The following is a 19277-nucleotide window of genomic DNA, read 5'->3' as shown; positions in this document are numbered from 1 at the left end:
TTGCGGGACGTGGCGCGACTTCATTGCACGGAGGAATCGACCAGGACTTTTTCGATGTCCAGCAGAATCAGCATCCGGTCATTGACCGTTCCCAAGGCGAGCACGGCGCTCGAATCGATGGCGCCGGAGATCTCCGGCGCCGGGCGCAACTGCTCGGGCGCCAGGGTGATGACGTCGGAGACGGCATCCACCACCATGCCCACCACTTTGCTGCCGATGTTCAGCACAATGACCACGGTGAAGCCGTCGTACTTGACGTCATGCAGGCCAAACTGAATGCGCATGTCGATGATCGGGACGATCACGCCGCGCAGGTTCACCACGCCCAGGACGTGGCCTGGCGCGTTGACCATGCGGGTGGGGTGCTCGTAGGAGCGGATTTCCTGCACGCGCAGGATGTCCACGCCGTACTCTTCGTCGCCCAGCTTGAAGGCCAGGAACTCGCGGATGTTGGTGGGGGCGTTGGCGCCTTGTGGCGCGGGACGCAGGACAGTGCTCATGAGGGGCTCCGGGGACGGGTTGAATCGGACAGTTGACGCCGTTGCGTCAGCCACTTTTCATGACCGTCATGGTGCCGGCGCAAGGTGCCGCGCGCTATCGGACTGGGCCTGTTCGGGTATCGGAATTGGCTGGTGTGGGTAGGGCGATTCCTATCCGCGACCCACAGTGAGGCGCCGCCCCAAAGCTGCGCGCAAACCCCGGTCCGCTTGCGCGGCCGGGGTTGGTCTCATGGCCTTGTTTGTAGCGAGTGATCCAGACGAATCAGACACTGCCTGAACCGTCGGTACCGGTCTATGCAATCTGAATTGATGTCACGACCATGGTCTTGGCTCAGATCGCTTTGCACCGGCCTGGCATCAGCCGCAGCCCCTCGGAGGCTGACGCTGTGTTGCCAAGCAAGTTCAGAAGCTTTCCCAGTTGTCGCCCGCCGGGCCGGATTTCTCAGCACGGGGTTCGCTGGCCTTGGCGTTTGGGGCAGCCAGCGCCGTCAGCGTGGTGGTGCCAGCGGGCTTGAGTGCCTTGGGTCGCGCCACTCTGGCTGCTGTCAGGTGTTTCGGGCTGGGCGCTTTCACGGAGGACACACTCTGAGTTGCCTGCCCCTGGGTGGCGCTCAGTTTGAAGACCGAGACGACCTGCACCAGATCCTGCGCTTGCGTGTTCAAGCTGGACGCGGCGGCGGACATCTCTTCCACCAGTGCGGCGTTCTGTTGCGTGACCTGGTCCATATTGGTCACGGCTTCACCCACCTGTCCAACGCCGGCGCTTTGCTCGATGCTGGCCGCGCTGATCTCGCCCATGATGTCGGTCACGCGCTTGATGCTGGCCACCACTTCGTCCATGGTCCGACCTGCCTGGTCCACCAGGGTCGTCCCCTGCTCGACGCGGCCGACGCTTTCGTTGATCAGTTGCTTGATTTCCTTGGCCGCATCCGCGCTGCGGCCTGCCAAGTTGCGCACCTCACCCGCCACGACGGCGAAGCCACGACCCTGCTCGCCAGCACGGGCCGCTTCCACGGCGGCGTTCAAGGCCAGGATGTTGGTTTGGAAGGCGATGCCGTCGATCACGTTGATGATGTCGGCGATGCGACGACTCGAGTCGTTGATGTCTTGCATGGTGCTGACCACCTGGGCCACGACCTCCCCGCCCTTGATGGCCACCGTGCTGGCGCCTTGCGCAAGTTGATTGGCCTGGCGGGAGTTATCGGCGTTCTGCTTCACGGTGGAGCCGAGTTCCTCCATCGACGCGGCGGTTTCCTCCAGCGAGCTGGCCTGACTTTCGGTGCGGCTGGACAGGTCGGAGTTGCCTTGGGCGATTTCGGCGCTGGCGGTGGAAACGGCCTCGGCGCCCTGTCGTACGCGTGAGACGACCTGCGCCAGACTGTCACGCATTTCCTTCATGACCGCCAGCAGGCTGGCTCTGTCGCCGGCTTTGGTTTGCACATCGACCAGCAGATTGCCAGCGGCGATTTCCCTGGCCACGTTGGCGGCGTAGTCCGGTTCGCCGCCCAACTGCCCCGTGATGGCGCGCGTGACCCAGAATCCGAGGCCCGCCGCGATCAGCACCGCGACCAGGGAACCAAAGATCACCACGTTGCGGTTGAGAGACTGAAAGCGCTCGGCTGCCGCGTCACGTACGACCAGCAAATCACGTTCTGCCGTGTCGAATTCGTCGTGCAGTTTGCGAAAACCGTCCATGGCGGCTTTGTCCCTGCCCAGCTTGAACTCTGTCACGAAGTCGCCCATGGTCCGCTTGCCCTCGCTCACCTCGCGACGAAACTGGATCATTTCCTTGCCGACCGCCATGAACTCGTTGTTCCGCTTGCGCATTTCATCCAGGCGCTTTTGCTGTTCCGGGTTGTCGGACGTCAGCGCCTTGACTTCGTTCCAGGACTTGTCGAAAACCTGGATGCCCTTGTTCCAGGGGTCGAGGAAACGGTCCTCCCCCCGAGTAGGAAACCGCGGGCGCCGGTTTCCATGTTGATCATGCTTTCCAGCATTTCGTCGCCCAGGGTCAGGACTTTGTAGGTGTGGGTGTTCCACTTGTTGGCCTCGGCCAGCTTGGCCGAGCTGTACAGTGCTACGCCGCCAACCAGTAGGAAAACGAGGATGACCGCTCCGAAGGCGGTCGCGAGTCGGCGTGCGACGGTGATGGTGTTCATGAGAGGCTCCAGAAATGCAGAGATGAGGTGTCAGACGGCCTGGGCGATCGACTCGGTGTTGCTTGTACCCATGACCTTCTCGATGTCGAGCAGGATCAGCATGCGGTCGTTGACCGTGCCCAGGGCGAGCACGGCGCTTGAATCGATGGCGCCAGAAATCTCGGGTGCGGGGCGCAGTTGTTCGGGTGTCAACGTGATGACGTCGGAGACGGCGTCCACCACCATGCCGACCACTTTGTTGCCGATGTTGAGCACGATGACGACGGTGAAGTTGTCGTACCTGACTTCTGGCAGTCCGAATTGGATGCGCATGTCGATGATGGGGACGATCACGCCGCGCAGGTTCACCACACCCAGAACGTGATCCGGCGCGTTGACCATGTGGGTAGGTTGTTCGTAGGAGCGGATTTCCTGTACGCGCAGGATGTCCACGCCGTACTCCTCGTTGCCCAGCTTGAAGGCCAGGAACTCGCGGATGGGTGTCGGTGCGTCGGTGCGCGCGGCTTGTGGTGCGTGATTCAATACGGTGCTCATGAGCTTCTCCGGGGAAAGGCAGGGTCAGACAATTGGCGCAGTTGCGTCAGCAACTGCTCGAACTCGGTGGATTTGTCGAAGAATCCGTCGGCGCCCGCCTGTAGGCAGCGCTGGCGGTTGTAGTCCGTCGCATCGTTGGTCAGCACGATCACCTTCAGGTCCTGGTGCTCGCGCTTGAACTGCGGAATCAGGCGCACGGGATCGCCGTCGGGCAGGTGCAGGTCCAGCACCACCAACGCCAGCGTGGCCTGCATGCTGGCCACCAAATGCTGCGCCACCATGCAGCCGGAAGCCGTCAGCACCCGGTCGACACCGGGGATGGCCTCGATCTGGCGAACCAGGCGGAAGCGGATCAGTTCGGAATCGTCGACGACCAGAATTTTCATGACCGTCATGGTGCCGGCGGGAGGCATCGCGCACCATCGGACGCGGCCGGTTCGGGTGTGGGAATCGGCTGGCTGGGGTAGGACGACTCCTACCCCGAGGCCTGCCTGGCCCGATTTGGGCAGGTTCAGCTCAGTTCAGTAGGCCATGCGCCATGGGCCCCGTCGCTTGAAATGCGTGAAACCCCGGTCCGCTTGCGCGGTCAGGGTGGGTCTGGTTCGGCGGATCGAGGGAGCGAGCTGCGGCTCAACGCCCGAATGAAATGCAAAGCTGGTTTGCGCCTGGGTGGCGAGTCCCGGCGCTGGCACTGTGGCCTAGTTTTCGTTCGTGGCGTCCAGTTGGAAGACGGCCACGGCCTGCACCAGTTCCTGTGCCTGATTCTTCAGGCTGCTGGCAGCCGCGGCCATTTCCTCGACCAAGGCCGCGTTCTGCTGCGTGGCCTGGTCCATCTGCGTCACGGCCTCGCCCACCTGGGACACGCCAGCGCTCTGCTCGACGCTGGCCGAGCTGATCTCACCCATGATGTCCGTCACCCGACGGATGCTGCTGACCACTTCGTTCATGGTATTGCCGGCCTGGTCAACCAAAGCGTTGCCTTGCGCCACCTGGATCACACTGTCGGTGATCAAGGTTTTGATCTCCTTGGCCGCGTCCGCGCTGCGGCCTGCAAGATTGCGCACCTCGCTGGCGACCACGGCAAAGCCGCGGCCCTGTTCACCCGCACGCGCCGCTTCGACGGCGGCATTGAGTGCCAGGATGTTGGTCTGGAAGGCGATGCCATCGATCACGTTGATGATGTCGGCGATCTTCTTGCTGGAGTCGCTGATGCCCTTCATGGTGTCGACCACTTGAGCGACCACCTCACCACCCTGCACGGCCACGGCGCTGGCGCTCTGGGCCAGTTGGTTGGCCTGGCGGGCGTTGTCAGCGTTCTGCTTGACGGTCGACGACAGTTCTTCCATCGAAGCGGCTGTCTCTTCCAGCGCGCTGGCCTGGCTCTCGGTGCGTGCGGATAGATCTTGGTTGCCCTGAGCGATTTCGGCGCTGGCGCTGGAGACTGATACGCTGCCCAGGCGAACGGTGGAAACCACCTTGGCCAGATTGCCCTGCATCAGTTTGAGTTGCGCCATCAGGCTGCTGGTGTCGCCAGGACGCAGCTCAATCGGCGTGCCCAGATTGCCCGCGCCCACGCGAAGGGCCACCAGTGCGGCCTCGCCCGGTTCGGCGCCGAGCTGGCGGCTGATGGAGCGTGTCATCAACCAGCCCAGCAAGGTGGCCAGGAAAATGCCGCCCACGATGGCCGTCACGGACGCAGCGACGATGCGTGTACGGCGTTGTTCCGCGACGTTGTATTCCCTTTTCGCTTCGTCCATCTGCAATTGCACCAAGGCATCAATGCCTTTCTTGACCACGATGTACAGCGGGCGAACTTTCTGTTCCATGAGGCGCTGTGCCGCCGCCATGTCGTTGCCGCGCAGGGCCGCCAACGCAGGATTGAGGGCTTCCTGAACAAACTTCTGGCGATCTTCGGCGAAGGTCTTCGCCAGTACTTCTTCCTCTGCTGTCAGGTACGTCAACATGTAGGCGTCCCAGGTCTTGGTGATCGTCGCCATATTTGATTCGACCGACGCCGTGTTGTTGGCAATGACATCGTGAGTTGGCGTGCGCAGCGTTTCGGAAATGAGCAACTGATTGGCAATCACTCTGGCCCCTATGTCTCCCAATTGACCCGCCGGAACGGTTCGATCTTCGTAGACCGACTTCAAGGCCACATTGCTTGAATCAATGCCGAACAGACCCAGGCCGCCGATCACGACAAGCAGCATGGCCTGAAAACCGATCAGCAGGGACAAGCGCGTGGATACCTTCATATTGCTCATGACTATTCCTGTACACAATGGGAAGAACTCATGGGGTCGCCCGGGAGGTCGTCCGCCTTCAGTCGCCCGCCCCAAGCTGCTCGCACGGGTGCAAGCGCTGGCGTTCGGAATCGGTGACGACCAGAGTTCTCATGACCGTCATGGTGCCGAGACAGGTCATGGCGCGCCATCGGACTCGGTCGGTTTTTCCGTCGGAATCGGATGGAAAGGGTAGGGCGATTCCTACCTCGGTGGCGCGGGTCGCGGCCGCGCCGGCGGGATTCAGTTCAGCAGGCCATGTTGCATGGCGTAGCGCACCAGTTCGGCGGTGTTCCCGATATTGAGTTTTTCCATCAGACGCGTCTTGTGTGTGCTGACGGTCTTGTTGCTGATGCACAGCTGCTCGGCGATCTCGTTGACGCCCTGGCCGGCCACCAGCATGCGGAACACTTCCATTTCCCGGTCGGACAGGTTCTGGTGCGGCAGCCCGTCCCCACTCAGCGACACATCGAAGACCAGTTTTTCGGCGAGTTCAGGCACGATGAACTTGCCGCCGCCCGCGACCTTGCGGATCGCGGTCAGCAGCACTTCCATCTCGCTGTCCTTGGTCACATAGCCGCTGGCGCCCGCCTTCAGCACGCGCGCGGCCACCTGCCCTTCGTTGTGCATGCTCAGCACGAGGATGGGCAAGGCCGGCCAGTGGGACTTGATGCGGGTGATCAGGTCCGGGCCACTCAGGCCCGGCATGTTGATGTCGAGCAGCAGCAGGTCCGGCAACTCGCGGCGCAGGCCTTCCAGCACCTGGGCTCCGTCCACGGCTTCCGCCCGGACTTCGATGTCCGGTGCCAGCGACAGCAGTTGTCGCAAGCCGCCGCGCACGATGGCGTGGTCGTCGGCGATCATCAGTCGAATCATGTCGTCTCCTGTACCGGGGGGTCCTGATGCAGCGGGACGCGCGCCGTGATGGTCGTGCCATCGCCAATAGTACTGTGCACGGTCAGCTCGCCGCCCAGCGCCAATGCCCGCTCCTGCATGCCCAGCAGGCCGAACGAGCCACCGCGTGCGCTGGCGGCGGCGTCGAAGCCCTGGCCATCGTCGCGCACCTGCAGCACGAGTTGCCCTGCATCCTGCCGCAATTTGACCTGCACCGACTTGGCGTGGGCATACCGGCTCACATTCGTGAGGGATTCCTGGACGATGCGGAAGAGGCCGATGGCGCGGTGTTCGGGCATGTCCACGGTCGGCGTGTCGACTTCCAGACTGCAGGGTATGCCAGCGTGGCGGCGAAACTCGCCGCTGAGCCATTCGAGCGCGGGGATCAAGCCCATGTCCAGGGCCGAGGGCCGCAGATTGGACGCCACGTTGCGCACACCCTGGATGGCGCGGTCGACCAGCACCCGCATGCCCTGCAGTCGGTCCAGGAGGTCGGCGTCTGCCGCGCCGAACTTCATGCCGGCGTAGGTGAGGTCCATGCGCAGGGCCGTCAGGACCTGACCCAGCTCGTCGTGCACTTCGCGCGCGATGTTCTTGCGTTCGTACTCGCGCATGGCATCGCCTTGCGCGGCCAGGTCGCGCAGGCGTTGGCGCGAATCGGCCATTTCCTGCTGGATGCGTCGGCTCTCCGTGACGTCGCGCACCACGGTCATCAGCAAGGGGCCTCGACTCGTGCGCAACAATCCAACGCTGAGGTCGCCGGAGAACTCGCCGCCATCGCTGCGCACGCAGTCCGTGCTCACGCCCAGCTGTCGTTCGCCCGGTTGCAAGTGCTCGTACAGCGCGCGACGTTGTAAATGGTGTTCCCTGAGGCGGGGCGGAATGAGTATGTCCACGGGCTGACCCAGCAGCGCTTCGCGCGGGTAGCCGAACAGGTCCAGGGTTCGTTCGTTGACCTGCACGATGCGCCACTGCGGGTCGGCGAGGATGATGGCGTCGGGCGCGTACTCCAGCGCATCGCGGAACATGCCCTCCAGGCTGCGCCGCTGTGCATGCAGGGCGACGTGCGTGCGCACACGGGACAGCAATACCGGCACCGACAACGGCTTGGTGACGTAGTCCGCGCCGCCCACCGTGAAGCCCTGGGTCTGGGCGGGCACGTCGTCCTGGGCGCTCATGAAGATCACGGGCGTGTCGCGCAGGGCCTCGTTCGTCTTCAGTTGACGGCAGACGTCGTAGCCATCCATGCCAGGCAGCATGACGTCCAGCAGGATCAGGTCGGGCACCGCCTCGCGTGCGCGCATCAACCCCGCCTCGCCACTGTCCGCGCTCGAGACCGTGTAGCCCTCGCGTTCCAGCAGCACGGTGGCCAGCAGGCGGATCTCGGGCGTGTCGTCAATGACGAGGATGTGGGCGCCGGGACGAGGTGGGGTGCTCATGGGTGGCAGGCGTTCGGCCGGGAGGGTGGACAGGGGCTTGTCATCGTAGCGTGGTCGCCGGGTCAGCTTGGCGCCCGGGCCAGCCATGTGCGCAGCGCCTGGTCCAGCGCCTGCAACGCGGCCTCCAGCTGAGGCAGCAGCGGTCGGATCGGGTCGGTGTCGCCTTGGGCCCCCAGCAGCTCGATGCGTCGCGCCAATGCCGTGGCCGGCGTGGCGCCGAAATTCCCGAGCACGCCCCGCAGCGCATGGGCGCCGCGTTGCAGCGCCGCGGCGTCGGCCGCCTGCGCCGCCTCGCGCAGCGCGCGCAGTTGCTCCGGCCAATTGCCGCGGAAAGCCTCCGCGATGATGCGCACCACCAGGGCGTCCGCGCCATCCAGGGCGCGCTGGTAGTCGAAGGTCTCCGGGCTCGGCGCCTGCGCGGTCGGCACAATGTCGGCGGCCGAAGGCATGGTCGCGTCGGGCAGGTCACCTCCGAGCACGGCCTGCAGTTCGCGCGGGTCGATGGGTTTGCCCAGATGGCCGTCCATGCCGGCCGCCAGGCAACGCGCGCGGTCTTCCGGCAGCACGTTGGCCGTGAGCGCGATGATGCGCGTGCGCTGCCCGCCGGACCGTTCGTGTTCGCGGATGTGGCGCGTGGCTTGCAGCCCGTCCATCACCGGCATCTGCATGTCCATGAAGATCAGGTCGTAGGGTGGGTCGGCCTGGGTCGCCAGGCGCACCGCTTCTTCGCCGTTGTGCGCCACGGTGGTTGCGTGGCCCGCGTGCCGCAGCAACTGCACCATGATCTCCTGGTTGATCTCGTTGTCCTCGGCAAGCAGCACATTCAGCGTCTGCTCTGGTCCGGCGGCGACCGGGGGCGCGACCAGGGGGAAGAGGGGGGCGCTGTCGCCGTCGTTGTCATCCGCCTCATTGCCATCCTCCGCGCCCACGCCGAACAGGGCGGTGAAGTGGAAGGTGCTGCCCTGGCCGGGCGCGCTGCGCACCCCGATCTCGCCGTCCATGGCCTGAACCAGCTTGCGGCAAATCGCCAGGCCCAGGCCGGTACCGCCGTAGTGGCGGGTGATGGAGGCATCGGCCTGGGTGAAGGGCTGGAAGATGGCCTGTTGCTGGTCCGGGGCGATGCCTATGCCCTGGTCCCGCACTTCGAAATGGAGCCTGACCTGCTCGCCCCGAAGGGCGTCGGCCCGCGCGCGCACCGTGATGGTCCCGGTCTGGCTGAACTTGATGGCGTTGCCCACCAGGTTGACCAGGATCTGGCGCAGGCGACCCGGATCGCCGATCAGGGGATGGGCGACACCGTCGCCAGGCTCATACGCCAGCCGCAGTCCTTTCTCGCGTGCCTGGTTGTCCAGGCTCTTGAGCGTGCTGCGCACCAGGGCGTGGAGGCGGAAGGGGCGCGGGTCGAGCGTCAGCCGGCCCGCTTCGATCTTGGAGAAGTCCAGGATGTCGTTGATCACCGCAAGCAGGGCGTCGGCGGAGCGGCGCACCATGGTCAGGTAGCCGCGCTGCTGCGGGGTCAGGGTGGTCCCCAGCGCCAGGCCCGTCATGCCGACGATGCCGTTCATGGGGGTGCGGATCTCGTGGCTCATGACCGCGAGAAACTCGCTCTTGGCCCGGTTCGCCGCCTCGGCCGCCTGCTTGGCCTCTTGCAGCAGGGCGCGTTCGGCCTCGCGTTCGTGCACGACCTGCAGCACCAGGTCCGCCAGCGCGCCGAGGTCCATGCCCAGCGTGACCGGGTCCTGCGGCAGGTCGGGCAGCAGCCTGGCCAGGGCCTGCCGCAGCGCGGTCAGGGCGAGTTCGCGCTGCTGCAACTGCCGGTGCAGATCGGCGGAGATGCGCTGCATCACCTCGAAGGTCGGGCGGAACTCCTCCGGCACGGCCTGCACCACCTGATTGGTGATGTGCTCGAACTGTGGGCTGCCCGCCTGCAGCTTGCCGTCGAACTGCTGGAAGGACTTGAGCCAGCGGCGCAGCGAGTACCCGATCACCAGCAGTCCTCCCAGCAGGCTGGCGGCGATGAGCAGCAGCACCGTGAGCAGCAGCATCCACAGCTTGTGCGCGACGGTGTCGACGGCGAACTGCAGGCGCAGCACGCCGTAGTCCTTGCCACCCGCGGTGATCGGGCGGTTGAGGTCGTCCAGCAATTCGCCGACACGACTGCGTATCCAGGCGGGCGCGTAGGCCTCGGCGCTGATGGACGGATTGCTGCTGCGGATCACGCCGCCGCGCAGGTCGATGAAGGCGGCGGACGCGAAGGGCGAGCCGAACACGCTGCTGGCCAGGGTGCGCTGGATGGTGTCGTAGTCGCCGATGACGGCGCTCTCGGTGAGGGTCTGGGCCGTGGTCTCCACGAGGATGGCCGCGGTTTCACGCACCTGCTCCACCTCTTCCCGGAATTCGTAGTTGTAGAACAGCCAGAGCCCGCTGCCGAAGAAGAGCAGCAGGGTGCCAATGTAAAGCGCGAAGACCCGCTTGACCAGCGAGTTCGGCAGCAGGCGCATCAGCGGCGTCGGCACGGTGGTTCAGCGCAACTGGGCGGGCGCGCTCTGGTAAAAGCGGCGGTAGGCGGCATAGTCCGACGCGGTCGAGGGGACGAAGTAGGCATCCATCGGCAATCCGACCTTCTGCGCGGTCTGTTGTAGGATCTCGCGCCCGGCCGGGTCCTGGTGCATGTGGAGGAAGGCGTCGGCCACCGCCTGTGCGTCCTTGGCGGGCACCTTGCCCGACACCATCAGGGCCAGGTCGTTGAAGGGCTCCGAACTCCAGAGCACGCGGAACTTCTTGCCTTCGCGCTTGGCATAGCCTTCGATGAGCTGGGAGTTGCCGCCCGCGGCTTGCACCTTGCCAGCGAAGAGTTGGGCCAACGCCCCGTTCTGGTTGCCGCCGAAAACCACCTTGACGTCGATGCCGCTGTTGAGCAGGTGGGCATAGGGCACCTTGTAGATCACGAAGGCCTCCGGGCCGGCGAAGGCCACCTCCTGCCCCTTGAGTTGTTCCAGCCGGGTGATGGGCGAGTCCTCGGGCACGACGATCTGGCCCAAGATAGGCGGGACCTGGCGCCGGCCAAAGACCTTCCAGCCCAGTTGCTCGCGCTCGGGGCTGAACAGGTGGTTGCTGAAGACGAATTCAACTTCCTGGGTCAGCACATAGGCCGTGGTGTCGGCCGAGGTGCGCGCGATCCTGAGCGTGAGCTTGACGCCGCTCTTGTCCGAGACGTACTGGACGATGGGGTTCCAGTAGGCCGCCATCAGCGGGATGTCGTACTGGTTGACCGGCGAGAAGCGGTAGCCTGCCTCGCGCGTTTGCGCCCCCGTCAGGCTCATGGACAACAAGGCCGCGAGGGCCAGCAAGGTGCGCAGCATCGGCATGGTGTCGGACCGGTCAAGGCCCCAGGACGTGGAGGGAAAACATAGCTTACTCCAGTCACCTCGCGAGACCGCGCGATGTCTCGGGGATGAAAAATTCGCGGAAACAGGCCATAGACTCGGGGATGTCCTTGTTGCTGATCCTGTTGCTGCCTTTTGTCGGAAGCGCCATGGCCGCGCTGCTGCCGACCAACGCGCGCAACCTCGAATCGCTCTGGGCCGCGGGTGTGGCCCTCGCGGTCGCCGTGCCCCTGGTCCTGCTGTACCCGCAGGTCAGCGCCGGTGTCGTGCTGAGCGAACGCCTGAGCTGGCTGCCCGGGCTGGGCGTGGACCTGGTGGTGCGGCTGGACGGCTTCGCCTGGATGTTCGCCATGCTGGTTAGCGCCATGGGCTTGCTGGTCATCGTCTATGCGCGGTATTACCTGGCGCCCGAGGACCCGGCGGCGCGTTTCTATTCACTGCTGCTGGGCTTCATGGGCGCCATGCTGGGCGTGGTGGTCTCGGGCAACCTGATTCAGCTTGTGATGTTCTGGGAGCTGACCAGCGTCTTTTCCTTCCTGCTGATTGGCTACTGGTACCACCGCAAGGACGCGCGGCGCGGCGCGCGCATGGCCTTCACGGTCACGGCCACGGGCGGCCTGGCGCTGCTGGGTGGCGTGCTGGTGCTGGGCCATATCGTGGGCAGCTATGAGCTGGAAGGGGTGCTGGCGGCAGGTGCGCAGGTGCGCGCGCATGCCCTGTACCCGGTGGTCTTGGTGCTGGTGCTGCTGGGCGCGCTGACCAAGAGCGCCCAGTTCCCTTTCCATTTCTGGCTGCCGCGTGCCATGGCCGCGCCCACGCCGGTCTCGGCCTATCTGCATTCGGCGACGATGGTGAAGGCCGGCGTCTTCCTGATGGCCCGCCTGTGGCCGGTGCTCGCAGGCACGGAGGCCTGGTTCTGGATCGTCGGCGGCGCGGGCCTGACGACACTGCTGCTCGGTGCCTATGTCGCCATGTTCCAGAACGACCTCAAGGGCTTGCTGGCGTATTCCACCATCAGCCACCTCGGGCTCATCACCTTGTTGCTGGGCCTCAACAGCGAGATGGCGGCGGTGGCGGCGGTCTTCCACATGATGAATCACGCCACTTTCAAGGCCTCGTTGTTCATGTCGGTGGGCATCATCGACCACGAAACCGGTACGCGCGACATGCGCCGCTTGGGCGGGATCTACCGCGCCATGCCCATCACGGGCACGCTGGCCATCGTGGCCTGCGCGGCCATGGCTGGCGTGCCCTTGCTCAACGGATTCCTGTCCAAGGAAATGTTTTTCTCCGAGACCGTGTTCGTGAGTGGCCAACCCTGGCTGGAAGTCGGCTTGCCGCTGGCGGCCACGGTGGCCGGCGTGTTCGCCGTCGTGTATTCCTTGCGCTTCGCGCACGCCGTGTTCTTCGGCCCGGCCACGGGTGAATGTCCGCGCCAGCCGCACGAGCCCGTGCACTGGATGCGGGTGCCGGTGGAGCTGCTGGTGCTGGCTTGCGTGGTCGTGGGTACCTTGCCGGACTGGTCCATCGCCCGCCTGCTCGACACGGCCGCGCGGCCCGTCGTCGGAGGGGTGTTGCCCGAATTCAGCCTGGCGGTCTGGCATGGCTTCAACACCCCCCTGGTCATGAGCCTGGTCGCGACGGCCGGCGGCTTGTTGGCTTATCTGGTCTTCCGGCGGGCCTTCACGCGTCGCGCCGCGCGCACGGCCCCCCTGCTGCGCCTGGATGGCCAGCGCCTGTTCGAGGGCGGGCTCGCGGCCGTCAGCGCGGGCGCGGCCGCGCTGCGCCGCTGGACGGGTTCGCCTCGTCTGCAGCCGCAACTGTCCGCGATCCTGGTCGTGGCCTTGGTGGTGACCTCGGCTTCTGCGCTGATCGTGCCCTTGACCTGGGGCGATCGCGCGCGCGTGCCGGCCTCGCCTGCCTTCGTGCTGCTCTGGATCGTGGGCGGGGCCTGCGCCCTGGGCGCGGCCTGGCAGGCCAAGTTCCACCGGCTGGCCGCGCTCATCATGCTGGGCGTCGTGGGCTTGGCCTTGTGCATCACCTTCGCCTGGTTCTCGGCGCCTGACCTCGCGCTGACGCAACTCGCGGTCGAGGTGGTGACCGTGGTGCTGTTCCTGCTTGGCCTGCGCTGGATGCCCAAGCGCGTCGAGCGGGACGACCCCCGCATCGAGCGGCGCGTGTTCTGGCGCCGGCGGCGTGACCTGGTCATCGCCCTGCTGGTGGGGCTGGGGCTGGCTGCCTTGTCTTATGCCTTGCTCACGCGCCACACCCTGCTGTCCATCGCGCCCTTCTTCATCGAGCAGGCCCTGCCCGGCGGCGGCGGCACCAATGTCGTCAATGTGATGTTGGTGGACTTTCGTGCCTTCGACACCCTGGGGGAGATCACGGTGCTTGGCATCGTGGGGCTCACTGTCTATGCCCTGCTGCGGCGCTTCCGCCCGCCGCAGGAATCCATCGAAGTACCCGCGCAGCAGCGCACCGGCGACATCGGTGCTGACCTGCGCGAATCCTCGCGTGACGACGGCGTGCCCGATTACATGGGTGTGCCGGCCGTGCTGGTGCGCTTGCTGTTGCCGGTCGCCTGGCTGTTCGCCGTCTACCTCTTCATGCGCGGGCACAACGAGCCCGGCGGCGGCTTCGTGGCCGGCCTGGTGGTGGCCATCGCCTTCCTCGCGCAGTACATGGTGGCGGGCACGCGCTGGGTTGAAACCCAGTTGCGCCTGCTGCCGCCGCGCTGGATCGCCTTCGGTCTGCTGGTGGCCTTGTGCACGGGCCTGGGTTCCCTGTGGTTCGGCCACCCCTTCCTGACCACCCACACGGCCCATCTCGCGCTGCCCTGGCTGGGCGAGATCCATGTGCCCTCGGCGGCCTTCTTCGATCTGGGCGTGTTTGCCGTGGTGGTGGGCGCCACTTTGTTGCTGTTGATCGCCATTGCGCACCAGTCGCTGCGCGCGCACCGGCAGATTGAAACACCCCCGAGGCGCTGCGCGCCTCCCCCTCGAGGGGGGCGCTCCCAGTGGCCTGGCGGAGCCAGCGCCACGGGAGCCCTGGCATGAAGGCCGTCCACTCGGCTTGGGGCGGGGGCACTGACATGGAAGTCGTGATCTCCATCGTCATCGGCATCCTGGCCGGCTCCGGCGTCTGGTTGCTGCTGCGCCCGCGTACTTTCCAGGTGCTGATCGGCCTGTCCCTGCTGTCCTATGCCATCAACCTGTTCATCTTCAGCGTGGGCAGTCTGGCCATCGACAGGGAGCCCATCGTGCTGCCCGGCCTGGCCCCCACGCTGGACAACTACACCGACCCGTTGCCGCAGTCCCTGGTTCTGACCGCCATCGTGATCGGCTTCGCGACCACGGCCCTGTTTCTCGTCGTGCTGCTGGCCCTGCGTGGCCTGTCCGGCGGTGACCACGTGGACGGTCGGGAGGAGCGGCCATGACGGGCGCGCTGTCTCTGGGTGCACCGTTGATCGTCGCACCGGTGCTGCTGCCCCTGGCCACGGCCGCGCTCATGCTGCTGCTGGGCGAAGGCCGCCGTCGGCTCAAGGCCGTGGTCAACCTGGCCTCGACCCTGGCCGGTCTGCTGCTGGCCGTGTACCTCATGCAGGCGGTGCATGCGCAGGACTTGCCACAAGCCTTTTGCGTCTACCTGCCAGGCAACTGGCCCGTGCCCTTCGGCATCGTGCTGGTGCTGGACCGGCTGTCGGCCCTGTTGCTGGTGCTCACCGGCTGCATCGGCCTGGCCTCTCTGCTTTACGCGCTGGCGCGCTGGCACCAGGCCGGCGTGTACTTCCATGTGCTGTTCCAGCTCCAGCTCATGGGCTTGTACGGCGCCTTCCTGACGGCCGACTTGTTCAACCTTTTCGTGTTCTTCGAGGTGCTGCTCGCGGCCAGCTACGGCCTGTTGCTGCACGGTGGCGGGACGCAGCGTGTGCGAGCCGGCCTGCACTACATCGCGGTCAACCTCGTGGCCTCGCTGCTGTTCCTGATCGGCGTGGCCGTGTTGTATGGCGTGACCGGCACGCTCAACATGGCCGACATCGCGGCCAAGTTGCCGCTCGTGGCCGAGGCCGACCGCGGCCTGCTGCACGCGGGCGCGGCCATCCTGGCCGTGGCCTTTCTGTCCAAGGCGGCGCTCTGGCCGCTGAATTTCTGGCTGCCGGGGGCTTACGGTGCGGCCAGCGCGCCGGTGGCCGCGCTCTTCGCCATCCTGACCAAGGTGGGGGTGTATGCCGTGCTGCGCCTGTGGACCTTGTGCTTCCCGGCCGAGGTGGGTGGTGGCGCGCCCTTTGGTGGCGCGGCCCTGGTCTGGGGCGGCGCCGCCACGTTGGCCTTCGGCGCCGTGGGCATGCTGGCCTCGCAACAGCTGGGGCGCTTCGCCGCCTACAGCGTGATCGCCTCCTCGGGCACGCTGATCGCCGCCTTCGGTTTTGGCGCACCCGCGCTGGCGGGCGGCGCGCTGTACTACCTAGCCAGCTCCACGCTGGCGGGGGCCGCGCTCTTCCTGCTGGTGGAGCTGCTGGAGCGCGCGCGCCAGGTCGAACTTGGCCCGGACGCGATCGACGATGGCCAGGACACCTTGCCCGCCTTCATCGCGTCGGAACCCCTGCCCGGCGTCAACCTCGACGACGACGAGGAAGTGCTGATCGGTCGCGCCATCCCGGCCGCCCTGGCTTTCCTGGGCTTGACCTTCGCGGTCTGCGCCCTGGTGGTCAGCGGTTTGCCGCCGCTGTCGGGCTTCGTGGCCAAGCTGGCCATGCTCACGGCCCTGCTGGACCTGCACCGCCCCGCGGCCTGGGTGCTGTTCGCCTTGCTGCTGCTATCCGGCCTGATGGCGGCCACCGCGCTGCTGCGCATCGGCATGCGCCATTTCTGGACCGCCGAGGCCCGGCCATCGCCGCGTCTGCGCGTGGCCGAGACCCTGCCCATCGGCCTGCTGCTCGCCGGTGGCCTGAGCCTGGTGCTGCAGGCTGGGCAGGCCCTGGATTACATGCGCAAGACCGCCGCGACCCTGCACGCGCCCGGCCAGTACATCGCGGCCGTGATGTCGGCGCGCCCGGTGCCGCCCGTGCCTCTGGCCGCGTCACAGGAGGTCCGGCCATGAAGCGCTGGCTTCCCGCCCCCTTGCTCTCAGTCGGTTTGCTGGCCTTGTGGCTGATGCTGAACCGCAGCCTGAGCCCCGGCAACCTGCTGCTGGGCGTGGTGGTGGCGGTTGTGCTGCCCGTGCTGGCCGCGCCCCTGCGCCCCCCCGGACCTGTGGTGCGTCGTCCCCTGCGGCTGCTCCTTCTGGTGCTGCGCGTCGGTGGCGACGTGGTGCTGTCGGGGATCGAGGTCGTGCGCGGGGTGCTGCGCGCGCGCCGCGCGCCCCCGGCCAGCCGCTTCGTCGTGGTGCCGCTGGACCTGCGCAATGACCACGCCCTGGCCGCCCTGGCCATGATCACTGCCGTGATCCCCGGCACGGTGTGGTGCGAACTGGCCCCGGACCGCAGCCGCCTGCTGCTGCATGTGTTTGACCTGCCCGGTGACGAGGCCGTCTTCATCGACCATTACAAGACCCGCTACGAGCGGCCCTTGCTGGAGATCCTGCCATGACCGCCATGAGTCCTTTGCTGACCCACGCCATCGCAGTGACCCTTGTGCTCTATGTCCTGGCCATGGGCCTGGGCCTGCTGCGCCTGTTGCGCGGCCCCAGCGCCCAGGACCGGGTGCTGGCGCTTGATTTCATCTACGTCGTGGGCATGCTGGTCATGCTCGTGCTGGCCATCCGCTACGACAGCAGCATGTACTTCGAGGGTGCCTTCCTGATGGTGCTGTTCGGCTTCGTGGGGTCGCTGGCGCTGGCCAAGTTCCTGTTGCGTGGGGAGGTGATCGAATGACGCCCTGGAGCGATTACGTGGTGACCGGTCTGCTGCTGCTCAGCGGCGTGGTGGTGCTGGCCGCCGGCTTGGGATTGTGGCGTCTGCCGGACTTCTTCACGCGCATGCATGCGCCCGCGCTGGCCTCCACGCTGGCGGCCTGGATCGTGACGCTGGCGTCCATCGTCCATTTCTCGGCGCGCGCGGGAGAGCTGTCGCTGCATGTCTGGTTGATCATCATCATCCTGTCCATTACCGCGCCCGTGACCACCATTGTGCTGGCGCGTGCCGCGCTGTTCCGCCGCCGTCGCGCGGGGGACGCCTTGCCGCCGCCCCTGGCCAAGAACCAGGACGCCGGACAGCCCGGTCGATAGACGACGGGCCTCCGCGGGCGCCGGAAAAGTCGGTTATCGTCGGCTTTGCCCCTTACCCATCTGGAATTGCTCCTTTTTTGAGAGCGCGCGCATGCCCCACGACGTCAGCCTGATCGCTACCATCGCCTTCGGTTTTGGCATCGCCATGGTGCTGGGCCTCCTGGCCACCAAGCTCAACATGCCGCCGCTGGTGGGCTACCTGGTCGCGGGCATCGTGGTCGGGCCGAATTCCCCGGGTTTCGTGGCCGACGTGGGCCTGGCTGGCCAGCTGGCCGAGATCGGCGTGATGCTGCTGATGTTCGGCGTGGGCCTGCACTTTTCCCTGCAGGACCTGATGGCCGTGCGCCGGATCGCGGTGCCGGGTGCCATCGTGCAGATCGCGGTGGCCACGACCCTGGGCATGGCGGTCTCCTGGTTCTGGGACTGGGGCCTGGGCGGTTCCCTGGTCTTCGGCCTCTGTCTCTCCGTGGCCAGCACGGTGGTGCTGCTGCGCGCGCTGGAAGCCAAGAACCTGCTCAAGTCGGTCAACGGTCAGATCGCCGTGGGCTGGCTGGTGGTCGAGGACCTGGTGATGGTGCTGGTCCTGGTGCTGATGCCCGCCGTGGCCGAGGTGCTCGCGCCGCCGTCCCCGGGTGCGGTCCACACTTTTTCCATGGGAGACATCGGGACGACGGTGGGCATCACCCTGGCCAAGGTGACGGCCTTTGTGGTGCTGATGCTGGTGGTGGGGCGGCGCGTGCTGCCGCGCCTGCTCTGGTGGGTGGCGCGCACGGGATCGCGCGAGCTGTTCACCCTCAGCGTGGTCGCGGTGGCCGTGGGCGTGGCTTTTGGCGCGGCCAGGCTGTTCGATGTGTCCTTCGCGCTCGGTGCCTTCTTCGCCGGCATGATGATGCGCGAGTCCGAGTTCAGCCACCGCGCGGCCGACGAGTCGTTGCCCCTGCGCGACGCTTTTGCCGTGCTCTTCTTCGTCTCGGTCGGCATGCTGTTCGACCCGGCCGTCATCATTCAGCAGCCGCTCAAGCTGCTGGCCGTGGTGACCATCATCCTCGTCGGCAAGACGGTGGCCGCCGTGGCCATCGTGCTGCTGTTCCGCTACCCCTTCAACACGGCGCTGACCGTGGGCGCGAGCCTGGCGCAGATCGGCGAGTTCTCCTTCATCCTGGCCGGCATGGGCGTGGCCCTGCACATGATGCCGGCGGAAGGGCAGAGCCTGGTGCTGGCTGGGGCCCTGATCTCGATCGCGCTCAATGCCTCCCTGTTCGCCGCGGTCGATCCGATCCGACGCTGGCTGCTGGCGCGCTCGGAATTCGCGCGCCGCCTCGAATTGCGTGACGATCCGCTGTCCGAACTGCCCATGAGCACCGACCCCCGCCTGCTGACCAAGCAGGTGGTGCTGGTCGGCTACGGTCGGGTGGGGCGCCGAATCGCGCGCAGCCTGAGCGAAAACCACATCCCCTACGTGGTGGCCGAGCAGAACCGCGAACTCGTGGATGCCTTGCGCAAGAAGGGTGTGCCCGCGGTCAGTGGCGACGCGCAGACGCCGGAGGTGCTGATCCAGGCCCATGTGACGCGCGCGGCCATGTTGGTCATCGCCATTCCCGACACCGTGAACGTGCGCCAGATGGTCGAGATCGCGCGCCAGCTCAATCCCGAGATCCAGATCGTGCTGCGCACGCACAACGACGAAGAAGCCGAGCTGCTCCAGAAGGAAACCCAGGGCACCGTGTTCCAGGGCGAGCACGAACTCGCGCGCGGCATGACGGACCACGTGCTCAAGCAACTGCTGCCCGGACACGCGCGCGGGCATTGACCGGCCTGGCGTGTCGTTCCCGCTCTGATTGCTCGCCGTGTGCGGGCT

The 19277-nt window shown here is 66.3% G+C and carries 15 protein-coding genes and 1 pseudogene; 7 read left to right on the top strand and 9 right to left on the bottom strand.

Translation table 11 applies throughout. The features are described 5' to 3' along the window. Positions 1-20 precede the first annotated feature (20 nt). From DW355_RS01710 to DW355_RS01665, 9 genes and pseudogenes are all read right to left on the bottom strand, one after another. The gene (locus DW355_RS01710) at positions 21-500 is read right to left on the bottom strand and encodes a chemotaxis protein CheW (protein WP_131277507.1); all 480 of its coding nucleotides are present in this window, start codon (positions 498-500) and stop codon (positions 21-23) included. 402 nt (positions 501-902) lie between these two features. Then, positions 903-2659 (bottom strand): annotated as a pseudogene (locus tag DW355_RS18325) (methyl-accepting chemotaxis protein). A gap of 30 nt (positions 2660-2689) precedes the next feature. Continuing rightward, positions 2690-3193 carry a chemotaxis protein CheW gene (locus DW355_RS01695; RefSeq protein ID WP_131277501.1) on the bottom strand — a complete coding sequence of 168 codons (504 nt, stop codon included), beginning with the start codon at positions 3191-3193 and terminating at the stop codon, positions 2690-2692. Then, positions 3190-3588, bottom strand: coding sequence for a response regulator (locus tag DW355_RS01690; protein WP_242671270.1), 399 nt, complete (start codon positions 3586-3588; stop codon positions 3190-3192). The genes DW355_RS01695 and DW355_RS01690 overlap by 4 nt, the downstream gene beginning before the upstream one ends. Before the next feature lie 303 nt (positions 3589-3891). After that, a complete protein-coding gene (locus DW355_RS18320) occupies positions 3892-5457 on the bottom strand; it encodes a methyl-accepting chemotaxis protein (RefSeq protein ID WP_131277499.1) in 1566 nt (521 codons plus the stop codon). 261 nt (positions 5458-5718) lie between these two features. Next, on the bottom strand, positions 5719-6351 hold the full coding sequence (locus DW355_RS01680) for a response regulator (RefSeq protein ID WP_131277497.1): 633 nt from the start codon (positions 6349-6351) through the stop codon (positions 5719-5721). Continuing rightward, entirely contained in the window at positions 6348-7895 is a 1548-nt protein-coding gene (locus DW355_RS01675) for a response regulator (RefSeq protein ID WP_131277495.1), read from the bottom strand. Before DW355_RS01675 ends, DW355_RS01680 begins: the two co-directional genes overlap by 4 nt. Next, entirely contained in the window at positions 7871-10324 is a 2454-nt protein-coding gene (locus DW355_RS01670) for a hybrid sensor histidine kinase/response regulator (protein WP_131277493.1), read from the bottom strand. The genes DW355_RS01675 and DW355_RS01670 overlap by 25 nt, the downstream gene beginning before the upstream one ends. A 6-nt stretch (positions 10325-10330) precedes the next feature. After that, positions 10331-11176, bottom strand: coding sequence for a phosphate/phosphite/phosphonate ABC transporter substrate-binding protein (locus DW355_RS01665; RefSeq protein ID WP_131277491.1), 846 nt, complete (start codon positions 11174-11176; stop codon positions 10331-10333). Between the two features lie 122 nt (positions 11177-11298). Here DW355_RS01665 and DW355_RS01660 point away from each other — a divergent pair, with 122 nt between their 5' ends. The 7 genes from DW355_RS01660 (at position 11299) to ybaL (ending at position 19229) form a co-directional block, all read left to right on the top strand. Continuing rightward, entirely contained in the window at positions 11299-14250 is a 2952-nt protein-coding gene (locus DW355_RS01660; protein WP_131277489.1) for a monovalent cation/H+ antiporter subunit A, read from the top strand. Between the two features lie 35 nt (positions 14251-14285). Further along, positions 14286-14630, top strand: coding sequence for a Na+/H+ antiporter subunit C (locus DW355_RS01655; protein ID WP_131282153.1), 345 nt, complete (start codon positions 14286-14288; stop codon positions 14628-14630). After that, positions 14627-16294, top strand: coding sequence for a monovalent cation/H+ antiporter subunit D (locus tag DW355_RS01650; RefSeq protein WP_131277487.1), 1668 nt, complete (start codon positions 14627-14629; stop codon positions 16292-16294). The genes DW355_RS01655 and DW355_RS01650 overlap by 4 nt, the downstream gene beginning before the upstream one ends. Continuing rightward, the gene (locus tag DW355_RS01645; protein WP_131277485.1) at positions 16291-16782 is read left to right on the top strand and encodes a Na+/H+ antiporter subunit E; all 492 of its coding nucleotides are present in this window, start codon (positions 16291-16293) and stop codon (positions 16780-16782) included. The genes DW355_RS01650 and DW355_RS01645 overlap by 4 nt, the downstream gene beginning before the upstream one ends. A gap of 5 nt (positions 16783-16787) precedes the next feature. After that, entirely contained in the window at positions 16788-17066 is a 279-nt protein-coding gene (locus DW355_RS01640; RefSeq protein ID WP_131282150.1) for a K+/H+ antiporter subunit F, read from the top strand. Beyond that, complete coding sequence (mnhG, locus tag DW355_RS01635; RefSeq protein ID WP_131277483.1) at positions 17063-17419, top strand: monovalent cation/H(+) antiporter subunit G; 357 nt, start codon at positions 17063-17065, stop codon at positions 17417-17419. Before DW355_RS01640 ends, mnhG begins: the two co-directional genes overlap by 4 nt. 91 nt (positions 17420-17510) lie before the next feature. Then, entirely contained in the window at positions 17511-19229 is a 1719-nt protein-coding gene (gene ybaL / locus DW355_RS01630) for a YbaL family putative K(+) efflux transporter (protein WP_131277481.1), read from the top strand. Positions 19230-19277 lie beyond the last annotated feature (48 nt).

This window comes from Hylemonella gracilis (genome assembly GCF_004328645.1).
GTDB classification, from domain to species: Bacteria; Pseudomonadota; Gammaproteobacteria; order Burkholderiales; family Burkholderiaceae_C; genus Hylemonella; species Hylemonella gracilis_B.
This window is presented reverse-complemented; position numbering and strand designations above follow the sequence as displayed.